Origin of the sequence: Cellulomonas chengniuliangii, assembly GCF_024508335.1 — a bacterium.
Lineage (GTDB): Bacteria > Actinomycetota > Actinomycetes > Actinomycetales > Cellulomonadaceae > Cellulomonas_A > Cellulomonas_A chengniuliangii.
Map to the genome: position 1 here is coordinate 2,969,845 of NZ_CP101988.1, position 22,320 is coordinate 2,992,164.

At 73.8% G+C, this 22,320-nt stretch carries 16 protein-coding genes and 3 tRNA genes; 7 read left to right on the forward strand and 12 right to left on the reverse strand.

Annotated elements, in window-relative coordinates; genetic code table 11:
- Positions 1 to 130 precede the first annotated feature (130 nt).
- Positions 131 to 1,192, forward strand: a complete 1,062-nt coding sequence (locus NP064_RS13810; protein ID WP_227570408.1) for a LacI family DNA-binding transcriptional regulator — start codon at positions 131 to 133, stop codon at positions 1,190 to 1,192.
- 35 nt (positions 1,193 to 1,227) lie between these two features.
- On the opposite strand, the gene NP064_RS13815 is transcribed toward NP064_RS13810, so the two are convergent.
- The 6 genes from NP064_RS13815 to NP064_RS13840 form a co-directional block, all read right to left on the reverse strand.
- Complete coding sequence (locus NP064_RS13815; RefSeq protein WP_227570285.1) at positions 1,228 to 2,565, reverse strand: Tat pathway signal sequence domain protein; 1,338 nt, start codon at positions 2,563 to 2,565, stop codon at positions 1,228 to 1,230.
- A 289-nt stretch (positions 2,566 to 2,854) separates the two neighbouring features.
- Complete coding sequence (locus tag NP064_RS13820) at positions 2,855 to 3,304, reverse strand: MaoC family dehydratase (protein ID WP_227570284.1); 450 nt, start codon at positions 3,302 to 3,304, stop codon at positions 2,855 to 2,857.
- Complete coding sequence (locus tag NP064_RS13825; protein ID WP_227570283.1) at positions 3,301 to 3,750, reverse strand: MaoC family dehydratase N-terminal domain-containing protein; 450 nt, start codon at positions 3,748 to 3,750, stop codon at positions 3,301 to 3,303. Before NP064_RS13825 ends, NP064_RS13820 begins: the two co-directional genes overlap by 4 nt.
- A gap of 11 nt (positions 3,751 to 3,761) precedes the next feature.
- Entirely contained in the window at positions 3,762 to 3,932 is a 171-nt protein-coding gene (rpmG, locus tag NP064_RS13830; RefSeq protein ID WP_066582309.1) for a 50S ribosomal protein L33, read from the reverse strand.
- A 79-nt stretch (positions 3,933 to 4,011) separates the two neighbouring features.
- Positions 4,012 to 4,088: transfer RNA gene (locus NP064_RS13835), tRNA-Met, on the reverse strand.
- A 63-nt stretch (positions 4,089 to 4,151) separates the two neighbouring features.
- A tRNA-Thr gene (locus NP064_RS13840) sits at positions 4,152 to 4,224 on the reverse strand.
- Between the two features lie 190 nt (positions 4,225 to 4,414).
- Here NP064_RS13840 and NP064_RS13845 point away from each other — a divergent pair.
- Both NP064_RS13845 and NP064_RS13850 read left to right on the forward strand, forming a co-directional pair.
- Complete coding sequence (locus NP064_RS13845) at positions 4,415 to 4,612, forward strand: hypothetical protein (protein ID WP_227570282.1); 198 nt, start codon at positions 4,415 to 4,417, stop codon at positions 4,610 to 4,612.
- A gap of 88 nt (positions 4,613 to 4,700) precedes the next feature.
- Positions 4,701 to 5,141, forward strand: coding sequence for a hypothetical protein (locus NP064_RS13850; protein WP_227570281.1), 441 nt, complete (start codon positions 4,701 to 4,703; stop codon positions 5,139 to 5,141).
- Positions 5,142 to 5,233: 92 nt separating this feature from the next.
- Here the strand turns inward: NP064_RS13850 and NP064_RS13855 are convergent.
- Positions 5,234 to 5,315: transfer RNA gene (locus tag NP064_RS13855), tRNA-Tyr, on the reverse strand.
- Between the two features lie 125 nt (positions 5,316 to 5,440).
- On the opposite strand from NP064_RS13855, the gene NP064_RS13860 reads away from it, so the two are divergent.
- On the forward strand, positions 5,441 to 5,938 hold the full coding sequence (locus tag NP064_RS13860) for a YajQ family cyclic di-GMP-binding protein (protein ID WP_227570280.1): 498 nt from the start codon (positions 5,441 to 5,443) through the stop codon (positions 5,936 to 5,938).
- A gap of 123 nt (positions 5,939 to 6,061) precedes the next feature.
- On the opposite strand, the gene NP064_RS13865 is transcribed toward NP064_RS13860, so the two are convergent.
- Entirely contained in the window at positions 6,062 to 7,333 is a 1,272-nt protein-coding gene (locus tag NP064_RS13865; protein WP_227570279.1) for an FAD-dependent oxidoreductase, read from the reverse strand.
- Positions 7,334 to 7,441: 108 nt separating this feature from the next.
- Positions 7,442 to 8,305 carry a zinc metalloprotease HtpX gene (htpX, locus tag NP064_RS13870; protein WP_227570278.1) on the reverse strand — a complete coding sequence of 288 codons (864 nt, stop codon included), beginning with the start codon at positions 8,303 to 8,305 and terminating at the stop codon, positions 7,442 to 7,444.
- 99 nt (positions 8,306 to 8,404) lie between these two features.
- Here htpX and NP064_RS13875 point away from each other — a divergent pair, with 99 nt between their 5' ends.
- Genes NP064_RS13875 through NP064_RS13885 form a run of 3 tightly spaced genes read left to right on the forward strand, consistent with a single transcriptional unit; the run spans position 8,405 to position 10,925 of the window.
- Positions 8,405 to 9,238 (forward strand): ABC transporter substrate-binding protein, encoded by an 834-nt coding sequence (locus NP064_RS13875; RefSeq protein ID WP_227570277.1) that lies wholly within the window; start codon positions 8,405 to 8,407, stop codon positions 9,236 to 9,238.
- Positions 9,238 to 10,125, forward strand: coding sequence for an amino acid ABC transporter permease (locus NP064_RS13880; protein WP_227570276.1), 888 nt, complete (start codon positions 9,238 to 9,240; stop codon positions 10,123 to 10,125). The genes NP064_RS13875 and NP064_RS13880 overlap by 1 nt, the downstream gene beginning before the upstream one ends.
- Complete coding sequence (locus NP064_RS13885) at positions 10,122 to 10,925, forward strand: amino acid ABC transporter ATP-binding protein (protein ID WP_227570275.1); 804 nt, start codon at positions 10,122 to 10,124, stop codon at positions 10,923 to 10,925. The genes NP064_RS13880 and NP064_RS13885 overlap by 4 nt, the downstream gene beginning before the upstream one ends.
- An 85-nt stretch (positions 10,926 to 11,010) precedes the next feature.
- On the opposite strand, the gene NP064_RS13890 is transcribed toward NP064_RS13885, so the two are convergent.
- From NP064_RS13890 to NP064_RS13900, 3 genes are all read right to left on the reverse strand, one after another.
- The gene (locus NP064_RS13890) at positions 11,011 to 18,753 is read right to left on the reverse strand and encodes a DUF5979 domain-containing protein (protein ID WP_227570274.1); all 7,743 of its coding nucleotides are present in this window, start codon (positions 18,751 to 18,753) and stop codon (positions 11,011 to 11,013) included.
- Between the two features lie 162 nt (positions 18,754 to 18,915).
- Positions 18,916 to 20,613 carry a helix-turn-helix domain-containing protein gene (locus NP064_RS13895; RefSeq protein ID WP_227570273.1) on the reverse strand — a complete coding sequence of 566 codons (1,698 nt, stop codon included), beginning with the start codon at positions 20,611 to 20,613 and terminating at the stop codon, positions 18,916 to 18,918.
- A gap of 194 nt (positions 20,614 to 20,807) precedes the next feature.
- A complete protein-coding gene (locus tag NP064_RS13900; RefSeq protein ID WP_227570272.1) occupies positions 20,808 to 22,205 on the reverse strand; it encodes an FAD-dependent oxidoreductase in 1,398 nt (465 codons plus the stop codon).
- Between the last annotated feature and the right edge of the window lie 115 nt (positions 22,206 to 22,320).

Here is a 22,320-nt window from a genome sequence, read left to right on the forward strand (position 1 = left end):
ACAGGTCAGGCCTGTGTCGAATCGATTTGATCGCGTGTTCCGTCTGACAGGTACGCTGGCTGCTCCTGACCACACGCGCAGCCCTCACGTGATGCTGCCACTCGCCACGTCCGAAGGGCGGTGAACTCCCCTGTCGAGCGATCGCCCGACCCTCGCCGACGTCGCCGCGGCCGCCGGAGTGTCGGTGTCCACAGCGTCGCTCGCCTTCTCCGGCGCTGGCCCCATCGCGGCTGCGACCCGCGAGCGCGTCATCCGCGCCGCCGAGGAGATGGACTACGCCGGCCCGAACCCGCTCGGCCGCCAGCTGCGCAGCGGGCGCTCCGGCATCGTGGGCGTGGTGGTCGGCGACGCGCTGCGCCGCTCGTTCCGCGACCCCGTCGCCGTGCAGATGCTCGACGGGCTCGTCCGCACCCTCGGGCCGCTCGGGCTCGGGGTGCTGCTCATCCCCGGCTCGGGGAGCGCCGAGCAGCGCGGGGTGGACCCCCTGGTCGAGACCGCGGCGATGGACGTCGCCGCGATCATCTGGGGCGGCACGGTGGAGAACCCGAACCTCATGGCCCTGCGCCGGCGCGGCATCCCCACCGTGGTCGTCGAGGGCCAGGCTGTGGACGACGTGGCCGCGATCGGCATCGACGACAGGGCCGGGACTGCCGCGATCGGCAGGCACCTGCTCGAGCTCGGCCACCGGCGCATCGCCACCGTCACCCTCCCGTTCAACGAGATGGGCCGCGCCGGGCTCGTGGACGAGGACCGCATCGCCTCGCTGTCGTGGGAGATCACCCGTCGCCGGATCGAGGGCGTCCGCGACGCCGGCATCGTGCCGGTCGCCACGTGGGAGGCGCCCGCGTCACTCGTCGAGCACGGCACCGACGCCGGGCGGGCGCTTCTCAGCGGCCCGGACCGGCCCACCGCCATCCTGGCGCAATCCGACCTGCTGGCCTCCGGCGTCGTGCTGGCCGCCCGTGAGCTCGGCCTGCGCGTGCCCGAGGACGTGTCCATCGCGGGCTTCGACGGGCTCGACCTGCCCTGGCTGGCGCCCGACCAGCTCACCAGCGTCGTCCAGCCTCTCGCCGAGAAGGGCGCCGCGGTGGGCCACGCCATCGAGGCTCTCCTCGAGGGCAGGGTGCCGCCGCCGGTCATGCTGCCGGTGTCGCTGCGGCTCGGCACCACGACGGGACCGGCGCCCGCCTAACCCGTCGTCAGGCTGGCGCCGGTCCGGTCAGGCGGTCACCTCAACCCACCGCGGACGAACGGGTTCGCCTCCTGCGACGCCATCAGCTGCCAGGACGTGGCGCCCACGTGCTGGACCTGGAAGTAGCCGAAGCCGAACCCGCTGTCGATGAGGCTCGACGCCGCGACCACGCCGCCACCGTCCGGCAAGGGCTCGCCACCCTTGTGCTGGCCACCGCCCAGCGCCCGCTGGGCCACCCGCACCTGCTCGACGAGCGCCTGAGCGCGGGCCTTGTCGCCCCGTGCCCCGCGGTCCGCGAACGCGGTCGCGAGCTGCGCCGTCCCCTCGAGCCACACCCCCTGCGGATGCACCTGGATGTCGTTGTACCGCGCCGTCGACTCCAGGCTGGCCGAGCTGAACGTGACGCCCGAGACCGCGACGCCCGGGGGCATCTGCGAGGTGGCCGGCCCCGCCACGTCCCGTGCGGCGAGCGCCTGTGCCGCCCAGTCGAGGGCCCGGGCGTACCGCTTCTCCCGCAGGGCCAGCCAGCTCCAGGTCTGCGGGTCGAGCGGCAGCGGCTCCCGGTTGACCTCGGTCCCGTCATTGGTCCCCGTGTAGAAGTAGCCGCCCCGGGGCTCCCACATCCGGTCGACGAAGGCCCGTGCCACCTTGGCGCGCTCCTTCCACGCCCGCCCGCCCGCGACGTGGTGGAGCAGCGTGAAGAACGCCGTGACGTCGATGTTGTGCTCGGTGGACCCGTTCGGGATCGGCTGGTCCGCGCCGTCGACCCCGAACGTGTACCCGCCCAAGGGGAACGACGACGTGGCCCGGTCCACGATCCACTCAGCGATCCGCACGGCGCCGTCGAGGTGGCGGCGGTCCCGCGTGCGCTCGTAGAGCTGCACCAGCGCGATGCCCGGCCACGCCATGTCGCCCACCGCGGTGCCGAGGAACCCGAACTGCCAGCCGACGTTCGCGGCGCCGTCGCCCCGCACGAGGCCGTCGGGCTGCGGGGAGCCGTCATAGAACGTGTAGGGCCCCACGTTGTAGGCCTGGCGCAGCCGCCCGTCCGCGAAGTCGGGGTCGTGCTCCTGGGCGAAGAGCAGCCCGTCCCCCAGCGCGCGGGCGTCGGGATCGACACCGCGACGGGCGCCGAGCAGGGCGCAGATCGCGAGCGCGTTGTCATAGACGAACGCCGTGCTGAACAGGCCCAGCTCGTCGGCGTAGGACTGCGCGAGCCGCGGCCCGGTGTTCACCTCCGGGTAGGCGTTGGCCATCGTGCGCAGGAAGCCCAGCGCGGCCTCGTCGCTCGCCCGACCGCCGTGGCCGCCGTGCCCGCCGCCGCCCGGGCGTGTCCCCCCGGCCCCGCCGGCCGCCGCTGACGACGCTGTCACGCCGATCCAGGCGGCCGCCGCGCCGGCGCCTGACGCCGCGAGGAATCCTCGTCGACTGAGAGACCGCGAGGCTCCGGGCATGGGCTCCGCCACTGCGCCCGTGGCTGTGGCTCGCGCGGAGGCAGTTCTCGCGGAGGTGGACGGTGACGCGTTGGCTGACATGGCTACTCCCCTGTGCTGGTCGCCCCGTTGCGACCGGTCGCACCGTCGCGACCTGCGCGTCACGGTATCGACGTTCGGACGAATCCGACAGAGGGGTCGACCCGGGCGTCAGGGGTGGTGGGGCGCCTCAGCCGAGGCGGACGACCGCCTGCGCCTTGCCGAGCACGCGCGCGCCCTCGCAGGTCACGGTGAGGTCGATCCGGGCGGAGCCCGCCTCGTGGTCGATGCCGCCGACGACGGCAGTCACCTCGACGGTCGCGGCGCCGGGGTCGGGCACCGGGACAGGGCGGGTGAAGCGCACCTGGTAGTCCACCACGGAGCCGGGGTCACCAGCCCAGTCGGCGACGACGCCGACGGCAGCGCCCATCGTCCACATCCCGTGCGCGATGACGCCGGGCAGGCCGACCTCGGTCGCCACCCGATCGTTCCAGTGGATCGGGTTGAAGTCGCCGCTCGCGCCGGCGTACCGGACCAGGCGGGAACGGTCGACCTCGAGCGTCCTCTGGCCCACCACCTGGCCGACCTCGAGCTCGGCGAGGGAGGGGCGGGCCGGTGGCGCCGGGTGCGTGGCGGTCACGCGTCGGCCCCCCGCACGGCGAGGGTCGAGCGCACGGTCGCGACGGGCTCGTGGGCCTCGGTCGAGATCTCCGCGCGGGTGCTGACCATGGACAGCCCCGCGCGCTCGGTGATCGCGTCGACGTGCAGCACGGTGACGAGGCGGTCGCCCGCGCAGATGGGCCGGTGATGGGTGAACCGCTGCTCCGCGTGGACCACGCGGCTGAAGTCGATCCCAGCGGCTGGGTCCTGGATCAACTGCGCCTCGGCGCGCTGGGCGACGAGCACCGCGAACGTCGCCGGAGCGATGACATCGGGGTGCCCGAGCGCACGCGCAGCCGAGGCGTCAGTGTGTGCTGGGTGGGCCGCGCCCACCGACTCAGCGAACTCGCGGATCTTCTCCCGCCCGACCTCGTACGAGGCGTTCGGCGGGTACTCGCGACCGATGTAGTCGGCGTTGACGGCCACAGGCGCTGAGATCAGCGGGTCTCGCGGTGCACCGTGTGGCGACCGTCACGCGGGCAGAACTTCTTCATCTCCAGGCGGTCGGGGTCGTTCCGACGGTTCTTCTTGGTGATGTAGTTCCGCTCCTTGCACTCGGTGCAGGCGAGCGTGATCTTCGGGCGAACGTCAGAGCTCTTGCTGGCCATGGTCTTGCCACCTCTCGCGCCGCCGGGGCGCTGCGTACGGGTTGCGCACGTCGCCGGCCGACGTGCGGATGTGTCCTGTTGGTAGCGGGGGCGGGACTCGAACCCGCGACACCACGATTATGAGCCGTGTGCTCTAACCACCTGAGCTACCCCGCCATCTATCGGTGGACGGGGGTTGTGCGGCGGACGAGCCGTCGCACAACCCCCGGACACCAACAGAGCCCCGAAAGGGAATCGAACCCTTGACCTTCTCCTTACCATGGAGACGCTCTGCCGACTGAGCTATCGGGGCAGCGCGTGCAAGGTTACATGCTCTGGGGCCGTGCAGTGAAATCGGCTCCGGGAGGCCCGGAACCATCGCCTCGAAGCCTATCCAGATCCCGAGACACCCATGGCCCAGGTGGGTGATCTGCACGCGTGCCGGGGGTGGCATCTGCTCATACCCCTCGCCCCCAAGCCCTGCGCTGCGTCAGAGTACGTCCGTGCCCACAGACGACGACCTCCGCGTGGAGATCCTGGATGCCGACGTGCGTGCCGCCAAGCAGGACTGGCTGGCGGCCCGCGACGGCGGCGCGCCCACCTCGATCGTGGACGCCACGTTCTGGCTGTACACGCGCCTGATGTCAACGCAGGCCCAGCAGCTGGCCGACGAGTTCCGCAAGACGCGCAAGTTCTCCTGACGCGCACCGTGGCCAGCGCGGCCGTCAGCGCCGCGTAAACGTTTCGAATCATCGCGGGCCGCTCAGGCGGCGTGCCAGCATCCCCGGCATGCGTACCCGACGGCGCACCGCGCCCGCTGCCCCCCTCGTCCTGCTGTGCGCCCTCGTCCTCGCCTCCGGCTGCACGAGCGGGACGGAGGCCGTCGCGCCGCAGCCCACCCTGGAGTGGCCCGAGGCGCTCGCCCTGGGCCCCGACACGCCCGACCCGTTCTGGGTCGTGTGGACGGCCGTCACCGAGCAGGGCGACGCGTCCGCCGCGGCGCTGCAGCCCTCGATCGAGCAGCTCGACGCGGCCGGGTACGCCGCCGAGGCGTGGGACCCGGCCTGCCAGACGGGCGCCGAGGAGCAGCTCGCCGCGCTCACCGGCTTCACCGACGTGGTGGCAGTGGGCGTCCCCTTCGCGTCGGAGCAGGACGCCGGCGTCTTCGACACCCTCTACGAGGGCTCCGTCGTGTCCGTCACCCCCGGCGCGTACACCTGCGCCAACTGACCTGGCGCTCGAGGCCAGGCCGGCCGCATGCCGTCCGGGCCCAGACGCACGAACGGGGCGCCCTCTCCGAAGAGAGGACGCCCCGTCTGATGTGGCGGGTGAGGGATTCGAACCCCCGTAGGCGTTGCCAGCTGATTTACAGTCAGCCCCCTTTGGCCACTCGGGTAACCCGCCAGGGTCGCATCGCCGCGAACAGCGTGCGGATGGAAGGATAGCAACGAATCCGAGGGCTCACGCACGGGCGCCTCGGACGACCAACGGATCACGGCGCCCGCAGAGGCTCCGGCAGGGAGGGAACCATGGCGAGCGAGTCCTCGTTCGACGTCGTCAGCAAGGTCGACCGGCAGGAGGTCGACAACGCGCTCAACCAGGCCGCCAAGGAGGTCTCGCAGCGCTACGACTTCAAGAACGTCGGAGCGTCGGTCGCGTGGAGCGGCGACAAGATCGTGATGATCGCGAACTCCGAGGAGCGCGTCCTCGCGATCCTCGACGTGCTGCAGACCAAGCTGATCAAGCGCGGCATCTCGCTCAAGTCGCTGGACACCGGTGAGGGGACCCCGAAGGCGTCGGGGCGCGAGTACCGGCTCGAGGCGACCCTCAAGGAGGGCCTCGACAGCGAGACCGCCAAGAAGATCGGCAAGATCATCCGGGACGAGGGCCCCAAGGGGGTCAAGTCGCAGATCACCGGTGACGAGGTGCGCGTCACGGCCAAGAGCCGCGACGACCTGCAGTCGGTCATCGCGCTGCTCAAGGGCGCCGACCTGGACGCCGCCCTCCAGTTCACGAACTACCGCTGACGCCTCGGGCCCGGCCTGGTCAGCGCGCTCGTCGCCGACTAGGCCGGGCCCGGCCATGTCCGCCCGAGCACGTCTGCTCTGCCAGGGCCGACGATCACGCGCGAGCCCTGGCTGGCGCTGCCGTCAGGCCGCGGCCACCGGCTCGGCAGAGTCGGCGGGCTCCGCGGGCCTGTCCGAGGCGAACCTCGCCAGGGCGAACATCGAGAGGTCGACGCCGGGAGCGTCCGGCTCCTCCCCCAGCGCCAGGCTCGCCAAGATCTGGCCGATGCCGGGCGTGAACTTGAACCCGTGGCCGGAGAACCCGGCGCCGAGCACCACCGGGCCCACCCTGTCGAGCAGGAAGCGCTCGTCAGGGGTGGTCGTGTAGGTGCAGCTGATCGGCTCGGGCGCGTCCGCGTCGACGCCCGGGAACCACTCGCGCACGTAGTCGCGCAGCGCGGCCAGCCGCCCCGGCTCGGCAGCGAAGTCGCGCTCGTCGGGATCCACCACGGGCCCGGTGCCGTGGTGCCCCACCTTGATGCCCACGCCCGGGGTGTGATGGCCGTAGACCCCCAGCCGGGGGTACGCGGGATCGGCGCCCAGGTCGCCACGGGCCGCCGCATGGCCCTCCGGGTCGACGTGGTGGATGAAGCTGGGCCAGTCGTCGCCCGCGACCAGGGCCTCGTCCCGCACCGGGAAGTGCGCCGGCTGCTCCTGGGTGACGACCAGCCGTGGCAGGCCCTCGAGGCCGGGCACATCGGCCAGCAGTCCCGCGGTCCACGCCCCGACTGCCACCACGACCGCTCGGGCGCGGATCACCTCCACCTCGGGGGCGGCCCCGCCCTCGGCAGCCGGCGCGCCGGTGACGCAGAGCACGGCGCCGCCGTCCTCCACGGCGATCGACAGCACCCGGGCGCCGTGCCGCACCTGGGCGCCGTGCCGCACCGCCTCGGACTGCAGCGCGGCCACCGTGCGGTCCGCGTGGGCGCGCCCGGCGATGGGCTGCACGATCGCGCGGTCGTCGAGCCGCATGCCCGGCCAGCGGGCCTGCGCCTCGAGCCCGGTCATGTACTCGAACGGCACGTCGCAGTCCTGGAGGGTCTGGGCGAGGTCCCGCAGGGCGAGGACCGGCCCGTGGTCCACGCAGCCGTTGAGGGTGAGCAGCTGCTCGCCCGACTCCTCCTGCAGCACGTCCCACCAGCGGTGGGCGTGCTGGGCGAGCCGCACGTGGGATGGGTCGGTGTAGCCAAGCCGGAAGATGCGTCCCGCCCCGTGCGAGGCCCCGCGCACGTGGCCGGGCTCGAACTGCTCGAGGAGGGTGACCCGCGTCCCTCGCCGTGCCAGGGCCCACGCGGTCGCCGAGCCCATCGCGCCGCCACCGACGACGACCACGTCGACGTCCCACCCCTGGTCCATGCTGTTCGCCCCTCGTCGCCCGTCGTGTCGTGTCCGACACGGTATCTGGGGGTGTGCGGTGGACGGCGCTGCCGCTCACCCACAGGACAGCATGAGCCCACTACGGGCTCAGTACGGCGGCAGGCCCGCCATCCGCTGCAGCCGGTCGATCCGCTCGGGCATCGGCGGGTGGGTCTGGAACAGGCGGCCCACCCCTGCCCCACGGAACGGGTTGGCGATCATCAGGTGCGACACGTCCACCAGCTCGCGGTCCTGCGGCAGCGGCCGCGCCTGCGTGCCGGCCTCGAGCTTGCGCAGCGCCGACGCGAGCGCGAGCGGGTCGCCGGTGAGCCGGGCGCCGTCCTCATCCGCGTCGAACTCGCGGGTGCGGCTGATCGCGAGCTGGATGAGCGTCGCCGCCACCGGGGCCAACAGGGCCGTGGCCAGCACCGCCAACGGGTTGCCGCCGCGCTCGCGGTCCCCGCCGCCGAAGATCAGCATGACCTGCGCCGCGGAGGTGATGACGCCCGCGACCGCCGCCGCGATCGACGACGTGAGGATGTCGCGGTTGTAGACGTGCATGAGCTCGTGGCCCAGGACGCCGCGCAACTCGCGCTCATCGAGGATGTGCAGGATCCCCTCGGTGCAGCACACCGCCGCGTTCCGCGGGCTGCGGCCGGTGGCGAACGCGTTGGGCGCCGCGGTCGGGGACACGTACAGCCGGGGCATGGGCTGGCGGGCCGCCGTGGAGAGCTCACGGACGATGCGGTACATGGCCGGCTGCTCGAGCTCGCTGACCGGGCGGGCGTGCATGGCCTTGATCGCGATCTTGTCCGAGTTCCAGTACGAGTACGCCGTCATGACGACCCCGAAGAGCGCGAACAGGTAGATGTACTGACCGCCGCCCACGAGGGCCCCGATGCCGAGCAGGACCGCCCACAGCACGCCGAACAGAGCCGCCGTCTTCAAGCCGTTGAAATGTTGGTGCCCCATCGGGATGAACCTCCTAGTCGTACCTCGGACAACGCCCGATCGTGCCGCGTGGTTCCCCTACTCTGACCCCGCCCCACCCCATCCCCCCGAGGAGCACCCGTGCGCACCCACCGCGTCCTTGCCCTGGCAGCCCTGAGCGCCCTGGCGCTCGCGGCCTGCGCACCCGCCGACGAGACCCCTGCTGAGGCCGTCGACGGCGCCCTCGCGACGGTCACCGCGGGCAAGCTCACCATCGGCACCTCCGACCCGGGCTACGAGCCGTGGATCGTCGACAACGACCCGTCCACCGGGCAGGGATTCGAGTCCGCGGTCGCCTACGCCGTCGCCGCCGAGCTCGGCTTCGAGGCCGACGACGTGGTCTGGACGCCGGTCAGCTTCGAGCAGATCATCGCCCCCGGCGCCAAGAGCTTCGACTTCGCGATCAACCAGGTCTCCATCAGCGACGAGCGACGGGCCAACCTGGACCTCACCGGGAGCTACTACGACACGGCGCAGGCCGTGGTCGCCCTCGAGGGCAACCCCGCCGCCTCCGCCACGACCATCGCCGGGCTCGCCGGCCTGCGCATCGGCGCCATGGTCGGGACGACCAGCCTCACGGTGGCCACCGACGCGATCAAGCCCACGACCGACGTCGCGGTCTTCAACGACAACGACCAGGCCAAGCAGGCCCTCGTCGCCGGGCTCGTCGACGCGATCGTGGTCGACCTGCCCACCGCGCTCTACATCACCGCTGCCGAGCTCGACGGCGGCGTGCTGGTGGGCCAGCTCCCCGCCGGGGACGACCCCGACCAGTTCGGCCTGGTGCTGGACCAGGGATCGGCGCTCACGAGCGCGGTGTCCGCGGCCGTCGAGGCGCTGCGCGCGGACGGCACGCTCGCCGCGCTCGAGGCCGAGTGGCTCACCGACGCGGCCGGCGCGCCGGTCCTGCGGTAGTGGCCAGCGCCCCGCCGACGGCGGAGTGGGCGCCCTCCGCCGTCCAGCGCGAGCGCCTCGCCTACCGGCGGGCCCGGGGGCGGCGCTCGACCGTGGTGGCGCTCGCCTCGACGCTCGCCTGCGCGGCGGTGGCGTGGCTCGCCCTGACCAGCGCCCCGGGGTGGCCCCGGGTGCGCGCGTCGTTCTTCGACCCCGAGGTCGCCCTCGAGTCGCTGCCCCGCGTGCTCCAGGGACTGTGGCTCAACGTGCGCGTCATGGCGGTGTGCGCCGTGGTCATCGTCGTCGTGGCCCTCGCGCTCGCCCTCGCACGGACCCTGCGAGGGCCCGCGTTCCTGCCACTGCGCGTCGCCGCGACGGCGTACGTGGACGTCTTCCGCGGGCTCCCGCTGCTGCTCGTGCTGCTGCTCGTGGGCTTCGGCGTGCCCGGCCTGCGGCTGCAGGGCATCCCCGCGTCGGCGGTGGTGCTCGGCGGCGCCGCCCTGGTGCTGACGTACTCCGCGTACGTGGCCGAGGTGTTCCGTGCCGGCATCGAGTCGGTGCACCCGTCGCAGGTCGCCGCGGCCCGGGCCCTCGGACTCACCCGCGGCCAGGCGCTGCGGCACGTCGTGCTCCCCCAGGCCGTGCGCCGTGTCATCCCGCCGCTGCTCAACGACCTCGTCGCGCTCTCGAAGGACTCGGGGCTGATCTCGATCCTCGGCGCGGTGGACGCAGTGCGCGCCGCGCAGATCCAGACGGCGACGCACGCCAACTTCACTCCCTACGTCGTCGCCGGGGTGCTCTTCGTGCTGCTGACCATCCCGCTGACCCGGTTCACCGACGCGCTCGCGCGGCGAAGCGGCTGGCTCGGCGCCCAAGGCGCCCTCGCCGGCGCGGGACCGCTGCGATGACCGGGCAGCCGCAAGCGGCAGAGACCGCCACGACCCTGCCGGCGCCAGCGCCCGACGGCGGCGCCAGCGCCCTGCTGCGGGTGCGCGGGGTCCGGAAGGCCTTCGGCGAGCACGTGGTGCTCGACGACCTGGACCTCGACGTGCACGCGCACCAGGTGGTCGTGCTCGTGGGGGCATCAGGCTCCGGCAAATCGACCCTATTGCGCTGCGTCAACCTCCTCGAGGAAGTGGACGACGGCGTCATCGAGGTCGAGGGCCGCGACGTGACCGACCCGCGCGCCGACGCCGACGCGGTCCGGGCCCGGATCGGCACCGTCTTCCAGGCGTACAACCTGTTCCCGCACCTGCGGGTGCTCGACAACGTGACCCTCGCGCTACGGCTCGTGCACCGCACGCCGCGGGCCGACGCCGACGCGCGGGCGCTCGCGATGCTCGAGCGCGTCGGGCTCGCCGACAAGGCGCGGGCCTTCCCCGACCAGCTCTCGGGCGGCCAGCAGCAGCGCGTGGCGATCGCGCGCGCCCTCGTGAGCCAGCCCGCGCTGATGCTGCTCGACGAGGTCACCAGCGCGCTCGACCCCGAGCTCGTGGGCGAGGTGCTCGACCTGCTCGGCGAGCTCAAGGACGAGGGCACCACGATGCTCGTCGCGACCCACGAGATGGCCTTCGCGCGGCACGTCGCCGACGAGGTGGTGTTCCTCCACGAGGGCCGGGTGCACGAGCGCGGCGCTCCCGAGCAGGTGCTCGACGACCCGCGCGAGCCCCGCACACAGGAGTTCCTGCGCAGGTTCCGGGGGGCCTGAGCCCTACCCCGCATGACGCGGCGCCCCGCACCCCCGTCCGGGAGGTGCAGGGCGCCGCGTCGTCAGCAGGCAGCCGAGCCGCCCGTCAGGTCGTCCGGCGCCTCCTGCTGAACGTCACCGCCAGGACCCCGAGGCCCACCAGCAGGGCCGACGCGATCGCAGCCTGGGCCAGCGCCGCGCCGGTCGTGGCGAGCACCGAGCTCATCTGCACGGCGGCTGTCCCCGTGCCTGACGAGCGCAGGGCTGCCGGGTCGGCGGGGTCGGTCCACACGACACCCGCGGTGTTGACGAGCCGCCCCGTCTCCGGGCTGCTCGAGGCCTGCACCGCGAGCGTCACGACCGGCGCCGACGAGCGCGGCGCGAGCCAGCCGTCGAGCACGCAGGTCACCAGGCCGCCGAAGCCTGACGCGTCCCGGCCCGTCACGGTGCACGGGAACCAGGTGGGACCGTCCACGGTGGCCGCGCCAGCGACGCGCACCTCCGTGACGCGCAGCCCCGACGGCACCTGGTCGGTGAGCGTCACGTCATCCGTCGTGCCCAACCCCGTGTTGTGCACCGCGAGCGTGTACTCGAACTCCCGGTTGGGACCCGCCCGGTCGATCGACGCCGTCTTGGTCAGCCCGAGGCCCGGGGCGCGGACGAGGTCGCAGCCCACACCAGTGGCCGGGTAGACGGCCAGCAGCGTGGTGGCAGCCGCGGTCCCCGCGTCGACCCCCACGAGCACCCCGCCGCGCAGCGTCGAGGTGGCCAGCGCCGGGTCCAGCACGAGGTTCTGCCACGTGGGCGTCTCCCCGGCGCGCACGACCCGCATGCCGGGCTGCGTCAGCGCGGCGCCGTCCTGGTCCACGGTCGTGCCGGGCCACAGCAGCCGCGTGGACAGGTCGCCGCCGGCCGGGATGGTCTCGACGTGCACCGCGGCGCCGTCGGGCGCCCCGTCCTGGTCCGCGTCGGCGAACCACGTGAGCGTGACCGGTGTCGTGGCGGCGTCGATGTTGCGCAGGTCGAGGTCGACGTCGAGCCAGCGGGCGTCCGCGACGCACGTCGGGGCGGAGGCCGCCACGATCCGGCGCACCGGGACCCGCACGACGTCGTCGTCCTCGCGGACCGGCGGCGCCGGGTTGGGCGAGCCCGTGTCGGTCCAGCGCACCGTCGCGACGTTGACGAGCTCGTCGACCGCGATGCCCGCCGCGACGCCCACCGTGACGGTGACGACCGGTGCGGTCGCCCCCGCGGCGAGGGTGGCGCCCGAGCCGTATGCGCACGAGACCGTCTCGCCCGCGGCCGGGTCGGCCGGGTCGGTCGGGTCGACCGTGCAGGCCCACGGCGCCGGGGCCGTGACCGCGGCGACCGCGAGCTCGGCGGGGAGCCGGTCGGTCAGGCGCACGTCGCCCGTCGGGGCCGGCCCCGTGTTCGCGACCGTCAGCGTGTAGTCGAACGTGTCGCCGGCCTGCGCGCTCGTGACGGTCGCCGCCTTGGACACGTCGAGCTCCGAGAACGCGTTCTCGATGCCCACCACGTTGTCGGCCGCATCAGCGCCGAGGGTGAGCGTGCCGTCGCCGGCCTGCACCACGCCGCCCACGCGGTAGCCGATCGTCGCCCCGTGCGAGCTCGTCTCGGTCACGACGCACTCGGCCCCGACGGGCAGGTCGTCGACGGTGCGGCGGTCGCCCGAGCGCAGCGTGAACGCCGCGTCGGCCGCGGGCAGCGTGAGCGGGCTGCCCGCGAGGGCGCACACGAGGGTCAGGTCGAACGTCGAGGTCGCGAGCGCGCCGCTCGCCCCGTCGGACTGCTTCGTGACGGTGAGCGAGGTGGCCTCGTACACGTTGGCCACGGTGACGTGGTTGTCGGCCGCTGTCTCGCCCGCGAGCACCTCGATCGGCGCGGACGCCGACGGGTCGGCCCCCGCGGGGGTGAACGTCGTGCTGCTCGCCCCCTGCCGGTCAGGCTCGGTGACCACGCACGTCGCGCCGCCCGGGACGTGGTCGACCTGTCCCTCCCAGCCGTTGGCGGCGTCGAGCGTCACGACGCCGCCGCCTGGCAGCACGACTGGGCTGCGAGCCCCGGCCGGGTCGGTGGGATCGGTGGGCACGGTGCACGTCACGAGCACGTCGACCGACGACGGCAGCAGGCCGAGCCCGGTGTCGTCACGCATCGTCTTCGAGACGCCCAGCGAGCCCTCGGGGAACACCACGCCGGCCTTGCGGGGCTGGGTCGTGTACGTGTCGTCGGAGACTCCCTGGTAGCCGAACGTGTTCCACGCGACGGCCCCCTGCCAGGCGTCGCCCGACAAGTCGGTGGGCGCCCGCATGGTCCAGGCCGCGCGCACGGTCGACCCCGCGGGCATCTGGCCACCCGTCACACCCGTGAAGCCGAGCACGAGTTTGAAGCCCGTGAGGGTGGTCGGGTCAGCCGGCGGCGTCGCCGACCACGTGGCGTCAGGAGTCGAGGTGTAGGTGATCGCCGGGTCCGCCGCGGTCGCGTGGAGCACCGTGAGCGTGGTCCCCGCGGGGGCGCCGTCGAGCGCAGGAGCCACGCCGTCCCAGGTCGGGCGCCAGTCGGTGTTCCGGGGCAGGCCCGTCTCCTCGCCGACGTCCCCGCGGTGGGGCAGCACGTCCACCAGCACCAACGAGGTCGCCGGGACGTTGCCGGCCGTGACCGAGGTGCGCCAGCGCATCAGGCCGCCGGGCTGCACCACCGCCGCGCACGGGTACGCGACGTAGCCGTCGGCGTCGGCCGCGCAGGTCGACGCCGTGGGCCGCGTGTCCATCGCGCCGAGGTCGGTGGGCCACGCGCGGACGTCCTTGCGAGACGTGAACGCGCCCGAGCTCGTCACGTTCAACGGCACGGCGACCCGGCACGAGCGGTCCGCGCCCGCGTAGGAGCGCGTGCCGGCGCCGGTCGCGGTGCACGTCGAGTCCTCGACGTAGCGCGTCGTGGACGTCGAGCCGAAGCCGAGCGTGTTCGTCGTCGCGCCGAGCGCGCTCGAGCGCACCGCGAGCGGCAGCGTCACCTTGATCGTCTGGCCCGGGAGCAGCACGGCCCCCGGCTGCCACGTCACGACCACCGAGTGCGCGGGGACGACCACACCGTCGATCGTCACGGCCGTCTCGCCCGGGTTGTAGCGCAGCGCCTGCGGGTCGCCCAGCAGGTTCTCGCCTGGCCCCACGAGCTCGACGCCCCACGGACTGTTGCCCGATCCCGCGACCAGCCCGGTCTCGGTGGTGTCCAGGCTCAGGACCTGGCCGATGCCGTCGGTGGGCAGGTGGTCCGTGAGGACCGGGTCCGGCAGGTCGGCGGTGCCCGTGTGGGTCGAGCTGAGCGTGAACGCCACGATCGAGCCCGGCTTGACCGACCCGGTCGGGGTCTTCGAGACCTCGACCGCGATGCGCCCGGCGCGCACCGACAGGTCGTCGGTCGCCGTGCGCACGGTCGACGGCAGGGAGCCCGCGTCAGCCCGCCCGGTCACCGTGTCGCCGACCCGTCCCACGACGGCCTCGCCGGGGTTGGGCGTCGAGTCGTTCATGGCCGCCGGGACGCCGCCCGTGGCCGAGGGCGCGCCGCCCGAGCGCAGCTCGTCCCGCAGCACCGCGCCGAGGGTCACCCGGCCCACCTGGCCGGGGGACGCGAGCGCGGATCCGAGGAACACGACGCGGACGCCGACGACATCGGCCCAGGCTGTGCCGCCGGGCAGCGCGAGGGCGCCCGTCGCGGCCGGGACGGGAGCGCCCGTGGCCCACGTGCCACCGGTCACGGAGAGGTCCGTCCCGTCAGCCGTGAACGTGGAGCCCACCAGCACGTCGAGCCGCATCTGCTGCGCGCCGGTCGGGAGCGTCGTGACGGTCGCGCCGGTGAGCGTGACCGCGTCGTAGAACGGCCCCGAGGCGTGCTCGGCCGGCTGCGCGCCGGTCACCGCGTCAGCGGCCGGCATGCTGGCCGCGTCGGTGAGGGCGAGCGCTGTGGCCGGGCTGTTGCCGACGTTCTGCACCGTCAGGCGCACGTCGAACGCCTGCGCCGCGGCGAGGTCGCGGTCGATCGTCGCCCGGGAGATGTCCTTGGTCACCTCGACGTCCGTGGACGGCGCGCTGATCGTCAGGGCATCGGAGGCCTGTGCCGTGGCCGGCTCGAGCACGCACGGTGAGACCTGCTCGTTGCGGGTCGCGCCCGCGGTCGAGTCGACGCACACACGGCCGTCGGTGGCGGTGGCGAGCGCGGTGTTCGCCACCGGCGCGCCCGGGGCCGTGGCCGTCACCGGGTCACCGGCGCCGCGCACCGTCGACCGCAGCCGGGTGTCGAGCGTGAGGGCACCGGTGGCGCCGGGGGCGATGCGGCCGTTGAACTCGACCTCCACCCGCACCGCGTCCGCGAGGAACGCCGGAGTCAGCGAGCCGACGGGGACGGCGACGAGCCCCGATCCCGTGTCGACGCGGTACACCGTGCGCGCGGGGTCGGCGCCGGTCGGCGCGACCGCCGCGATGCCGGTGACCGTGAACCGGTCGAACGGGTTGCTCCCGGCGGCGCCCAGCGCCGCGGGCTCCGTGATCGTCAGGCGGTCGACGGCCGAGCTGGCCGTCGCGTTCGTCGCAGTGAGGGCCAGCGTCGCGTGCGGGTACTCGATCTCGGGCGTGCCCGCGCCGGGCAGCGCCAGGTCCTGCGGCATCTGGCCGTACGCGTCGGCGCGCAGCCACGACTTGGTCGTCTGGACCGCGAGCGCCATGGGCAGGATCGTGACGGTGCGCTCGTCCGGGAGGTTCCCCGCGACGCCGGGACCGACCGGGGTCATCGACCCCGCGGACGGCCCGCCGCGCACCAGGCCGTCGTTGACGACCTGGCCCACGCAGGCGGGCAGCGGCGGGGACACGACGGCGCCCGCCGCGCACGCGTTGTACGAGCGTGCGTCGTTGACCGGCAGGGTGCTGTCAGAGCGCAGGGTGTCGCGGAGCTGGGCCTGCAGACGGATCCCGCGGATCGTGTCACCTGCGGGCACGGCGGCGACGCCGGTCTCGCTCGGGGCGATCGCGGCGCGCCAGTCCCCTGCGGCGACGAGCGCGGCGAGCGTCGCCGCTCGCTCGCTCGCGGGCCGAGCCACGTACACCAGCCGCACGGCCCAGGCCGCGGCGCGATCGGCGGTGGTAAGCGTCACGCCGGGGAACGACCCGGTGCAGGCCGCCTCGACTGCGCACGGGTCGTTCGCCAGCCGCCGCCACGTCGTGCCGTCCCACAGCTCGACGGCGGCGACCCGGTCGAAGACGAGATAGGGGTCCCAGGCGCTGCTGCCCTGCGCGGCGGCTCCCGAGGTGATGGGCGCGACGCGCTCGATGTCGAACACGTCCCAGAACGAGTCCGAGCCGTCGATCCCGTCGCCCGTGGTGGTCTGCGCCATGTCGGAGACCTCGACGCGGGCCAGGTCGCCCGCGCCGTTGGTGCTCCACCGCAGGTCCACCGTGCGCTGGCCGGCTGCGTCGACCGCGCCCTCGACGACCGTGGACTTCGCCTGCTTCGTGAGCGGGTGCGCCTGGCCGCCGCCCGGGAGCACGACTCCCGTGAGGGTCGCGCAGGCCTGCGCGCCGTTCGCGGAGCGCGAGCCCAGGGCGGCCGAGGGCACGACGCAGTTGGTGACCTGCTCGGCGCCGAACGACGTGCCGGGACGGACGGCGAACGTGAGGTTCGCCCGCACCGTGGCGCCGTCCTCGAAGCCCGCGGCCCGGGTGACGACGAGGCGCACGCCGGTCACGGGGCCGCTCAGTCCCGCGTCCGCGACGGCGTCTTGCAGGTCGAGCTCGACGGTGGTCGGGCCGGTCGCGGTGTGCACCGCGGTCCACACTCCACCGACGAGCACCTCGGCGGTGAGCACGTCACCCGAGGCGACGGGCGTCGCGGCGACCGCGGTCGGGCCGAACACCTCCCACCAGCGCTCGGAGCCCGCGTCGCCCGCGACCCGCTGCTCGGTCAGCACGAGGCTCGAGGGGCGCGCGTTACCGCCCGTGGGGCCGCCCATGCGGGCGGTCGCCGCGAGCACCGCTGTCGTCGTGGTGCCCGGGGCGGTCGAGACGTTCGTCGACGTCAGCCGCTTGGACCCGGTCGCCGCGACCGTCGGGTCCACCAGGGTCAGCACCGCGCACGCGGGAGTGCTCGGCACGGACGTCTCCCCCGCGGCCGAGGTGCTCGCGGAGACGCAGTTGGTGAGCGGGCTGCCCGCGGCCGTCACGGTCGCCGACGGACCGGCCTGGACCCGGTACGGCACCGCGGCGCTGGCGCCGACGGGGATCGGCCCCGCGAAGGTGATCGAGAAGCCCGTCACGTCGCCCCACGACGCCACACCCAGGTCGCCCAGCGAGGGCAGCGTGTGGGCGGTCGTCGCGGTGGCGTCGTGCGTGCCCGCGCTCGTCGTGACCTCGAGCCGTGCCGACGTCGCCCCGGACGGCCACACCACGCCCGCCCCGGCGCCGTCCGTGCCGAAGCCCTCGATCAGCACCCCGGACGCGCCGAAGAAGCCGGTGGACCCCGCGGCCGGGTCGGTCAGCGTCAGGCCTTGGACCTGGACGTTCGCTGTGCTCGTGCCGCGGATCGTCACGGTCGACGTGGCTCCGGCGAGCGGCAGCTGCGCCGGCGAGAAGGCCGTCTTGGCCGACGTCGCGGCCAGCTCGGCGCGCACCAGCATGAACGCGTCGGCAGCGGAGGCGGCAGGCGAGGTGTGCTCGGCGCCGTCCACGGCGCCCGAGGCGACCACGGAGATGCTGTTCTGCACCGTGCCGGCCAGGGCCCCGCCCGATCGCGGGGTGGCGCGCTGCGTGGTGCTCACCGCGAGCGCCCCCCTCGCGCCCGTGGGCATGGCGCCGGAGAACTCGAGGCGCAGGCCGGTCACGTCAGCCGCCGTGACCCCGCCCGGCAGCCCCGCGAGGAGGTCTGTCGTCGCGGTCGTCGCGGCACGTGCGAAGGCGCCGGTGGTGTGCGGCGTCCCCCCGACGTACGCGACGACAGTCACGTCGACCGCGCCGTCGGGCCATGTGACGTCGGCGCCGGTGAGCGATGCGAGGTCGAGCACGTCGAACGCGCTGCGGGCCGCGGTCCGCGACGGGTCCGAGGGCTCGGTCACGACCAGCGACGACGCCGCGAAGTTGGAGGCGTTGGCGAATCCGAGCGTGACCTGCTTGGCCGCGCCCGGTTGGGCGATCTCGTCCGCCGCGCCCGGGCCAGGGCCGGCCACCGCGGAAGCCCACGACTTGGTGGCCGTCGCCTTCGGGGTGGGGACGACGTCGACCGTGACCTCCGCCGAGGAGGTGCGTGCTCCGCGGTTGCTCGCGGTGAGCGATGCGGTGTTGGTGACCGTCAGGTCGCCCTCGTTCGCGTCGCGCGGCAGGAACCGCGCGTAGACGCGCACCGAGCCCGTCGCCCCCTCGAACAGGCCGATCGACCCCGTGGTGTTGGGGTGCTCGAGCGCCTTGGTGAAGGTGACCGTCACCGTGTTCCCCTGCGTGCGCACGGTCGCCGGGATGTTCGCCGAGAGGGGGTCGACCCGCACCAGCTCGAGCCCCGCCGGAAGCGTGTCGACCAGGACCGCGTCCTCACAGCTGTTGACGTTGGACTTGCAGTCGAATGCGAGCTCGAACGAGAAGACCTCGTCGACCGCGACGACCGGCTTGGAGACCGTCTTCGCGAGGAACATCTCGTTCCAGCCCGGGTCGCCGGGCGCGCCCACCGCGGGGACCACCCCAGCGAGGACGGACGTCGCCGCCAGGGCGAGGGTCGCCACCACCGCGGCCACCCGGGAGCGGGCGCGAGAGACGACCGTGCGCCGATGGGGGTGGCGGGCGGCAAAGTGACGGGGCACGCGGCGGTCCTCGGGTCGACGATGGCTCGTGCACCGCAGAGCGCACGAGAGGGGACGACCCATCAGTCAGCCAGACGATCCTGCCGACGCGGGTGGGGGCCGGGGTGATTCCCGGGGTGAAGCAGACCGCCACGCCAGGCGATTCGTCGCCATTGCCCCGGGTCAGCCGACCAGCACTCCGGTCCGATAGGCCACCACGAGCGCGTCGTCGCGGCTGTGCACCCCGAGCTTGCGGTAGAGCGAGCGCACCTGGGACTTGACCGTGTTGGGCGAGACGAAGAGCCTGGCGGCGACTAGGTCGAGCGACGGCGTGGACGCGAGCTCGACGAGCACCGCGCACTCTCGCTCCGACAGGTCGACCACGTCGATGCGCGACGGCAGCGCGTCGCCGTGCGCGCGCAGGACCGGCGAGTCGAGCAGGTCCTCCAGCCAGCGCATGGCGCGTGCCGTCGCCGGGGCAGCGGTCGCCACGTCAGCCGTCGCCGCGATCTCGCGCAGTTCGGCCGACGGCACGAGGACGAACGGGTGCACGAGCTCTTGGGAGCCGGCCAGGTCGACCGCGCGGGTCAGCGCGACCAGCGCGGCGGCGGCATCGCCCACCCGATGCTCTGCGACCGCCTCGATGAGCAGCGCGTCGAGCAGGTAGCGGGGATGGACTCCCGACGTGTGCGTCAGCGAGACCGCGCGCGTCCGCGCAGCCGCGGCGTCCCCGGTGAGCAGTTCGAGCCGGGCCCGACGCAGCCGCACCGCGCTGGCCGTCCCGCGCGCGGTCTCCATCGCGGCGATCGTCCCGGGGACGTCCCTGAGCACGGCCCGGGCCCGGTCGCCCTGCCCGAGCGCGAGCAGCAGGTCCACCTGCGCGCATCCCACGACGGCCCGCAGGTACGCCCCCCGCCCGCAGGTCGCCGGATGCGACGCGACCTGCGCCTCGAGGCGGTGCAGCGCGGCGAGCGTGTCACCGCGCACGACGGCCAGCTGGGCTCGGGCGATCTCGACGAATGCCCAGAGCTCTTCGCGCACGCGCACGTCGTCGATCGAGTCCAAGCCGTCGAGCGCCTTCGCGGCCGCGTCGACGTCGAGCTCGGCAAGCGCGGCCAGCGAGCGCGCGACGATCCGCCCGGTGCGCGAGAGCTGCTCCAGGCGTCCCCCGCGCTCGGGCCGCGCATCGGCCTCGTCGAGCAGCTCGCGCGCTGCCCCCAGGTCACCGCGCAGCGCGAGCACAAGGGCCAGGTCTCCCGTCGCGCCGCGGGCCAGGGCGTCGATGCCGCTCCGTCTGGCCGCCCGCGCGGCGACGCGGAAGTCCTCGGCGGCTGCGAGCATGTCTCCCCGCAGCAGCCGCAGGATGCCCCACTCGAACCGCACCAGCGCGAGCATGTCGTCGTGGCGGCCGCCGTACCGGGGTTCGGGGATCAGCTGCTGGGCCTGCGCCGCGACCGCCTCCGCCTCTTCGAGCCGCCCCGACACGCGCAGCGAGATGACCTGCGTCAGCGCGGGCACGAGGCGGTCACGCAGCGTCGGCGGCTCGATCGGCTCCGTCGGCGCTGCGCCATCCGCGGCGGGGAGCCCCACGAGGAAGGCGCGGGCCAGGGCCAGGGCAGGCCGCCCGTGGAGCGACTCGGCCGGGACGCGTGCGAAGAAGTCGCACACGACGGAGAAGTGGTCGCACAGCAACTCGACGGGCCGGGCGTCGAGGGCCTCGATCGCCCTCTCCCAGTCCTGGGCGGCGATCGCCCGGGCGAGCGTGCGATGTGCACGGTCGGTCTCGGGCATCGCCTCCCGCGCGGGGGCGGCCGGCTGCACGGGGAGGCCTTGAGGGCGAGAGCCGCGGGCGGTGGCCCGCTCACGCTGCTCGGGGAGCATCTGGACGTCCCCTCTCTGGGGTGCGGCCGCACATCGCGCCACCGCACCGGCGCCCCCGACGGTGCGACGGTGCGACGGTGCGGCCGGGGACGCCCCACGGTAGAGGCTCGAGCCGCCGCCCTCGCCGATGTCCCGAGCCCTGGACCTCTGCGCGCCGCTAGGTGGGCAGAGGTCCAGAGACGCGCTGCAGGCGCTCAGGCCTCGGGGCGCACCGTGCCGAGCGCGATCTGCACCATCTCCTCGCGCGGGACGACCTTGACGCGCTCGCGGCCGTGCGGTGCGCCGAGCGACCGCTCGTACGCGTCGAGCTTCTCCCAGCCGGACCACTCGATGGGCCGCACGCCCCGGGCGGTGAGGAAGTCGACGATGGCCTGCGGGTCGCGCTCGGGGGCGGTGACGAACTCCTCCGACGGGCTCTCCACGCCGCCCGCGTCCTCGACGAGGTTGCGGATGGTCTCCGACGCGTCCGACTTGGTGTGGCCGATGAGGCCGACGGGCCCGCGCTTGATCCAGCCGGTCGCGTAGACGCCGGGCACGTGCTCGCCGTCCACGTCCACGACGCGGCCCCCACGGTTCGGGATGACCCCCGCGACCTCGTCGAACGGGATGTCCACCAGCGGCGAGCCGAAGTAGCCCACGGCGCGGTAGACGGCCTGGACCTGCCAGTCGTGGAACTCCCCGGTGCCCGTGACGTTGCCGTCGCCGTTGAGCGCGGTGCGCTCGGTGCGCAGCCCGACGACCTTGCCGTCCTCGCCGAGCACCTCGACCGGCTTGTGCAGGAAGTGCAGGTGGATGCGGCGGCTCGCGGTGAACTCCTCAGGCTCCTTGAGCGTCCAGTCCGTGAGGGTCTTGACGACCTGCTTGGTCTGGTTCGAGGAGTGGATCGCGGCCATCGAGCCCTCGTCGAACTCGAAGTCCTCGGGGTAGACGATCACGTCCACGTCGGGGACGTGGCCCAGCTCGCGCAGCTCGAGCGGCGAGAACTTCGCCTGGGCGGGCCCGCGGCGCGCGAAGACGTGCACGTCGGTGACCGGGGACGCCTTGAGGATCTCGTAGACGTTCGCGGGGATCTCGGTGGGCAGCAGGTCATCGGCGTGCTTGGCCAGCACGCGCGCCACGTCGAGCGCGACGTTGCCGGCGCCCAGCACCGCGACCTCGCGGGCCTCGAGCGGCCAGGTGCGCGGGGCGTCCGGGTGCCCGTCGTACCAGGAGACGAAGTCGGCGGCGCCGTACGAGCCGTCCAGGTCGATGCCCGGGATCGGCAGCGCCGCGTCGCGGATCGACCCGGTCGAGAAGATCACCGCGTCGTAGAACTGGCGCATGTCCTCGAGCTTGAGGTCCACCCCGTACTCGACGTTCGCCAGCAGGCGGATGTCGCCCCGCTCGAGGACCTTGTGCAGGGCGACGATGATCTGCTTGATCCGCGGGTGGTCGGGCGCCACGCCGTAGCGAACCAGGCCGAACGGCGCGGGCAGCCGCTCGAAGAGGTCGATGCTCACATCGAGCCCGGTCTTCGAGAGGATGTCGGCCGCGTAGATGCCGGCCGGGCCGGCGCCGACGATGGCCACACGCAGGGGTCGGTTCGTGCTCACGGGACGCGGGTGCCTTCCGGTCGAGGAGCCCTCGCAGCGGGGTGGGTGGCGGGCCCGTCCTGGGTCCTCGTCCAGGGCGCGCCGCGCGACAGCTGCCGGGCATGCTGATGCCCGG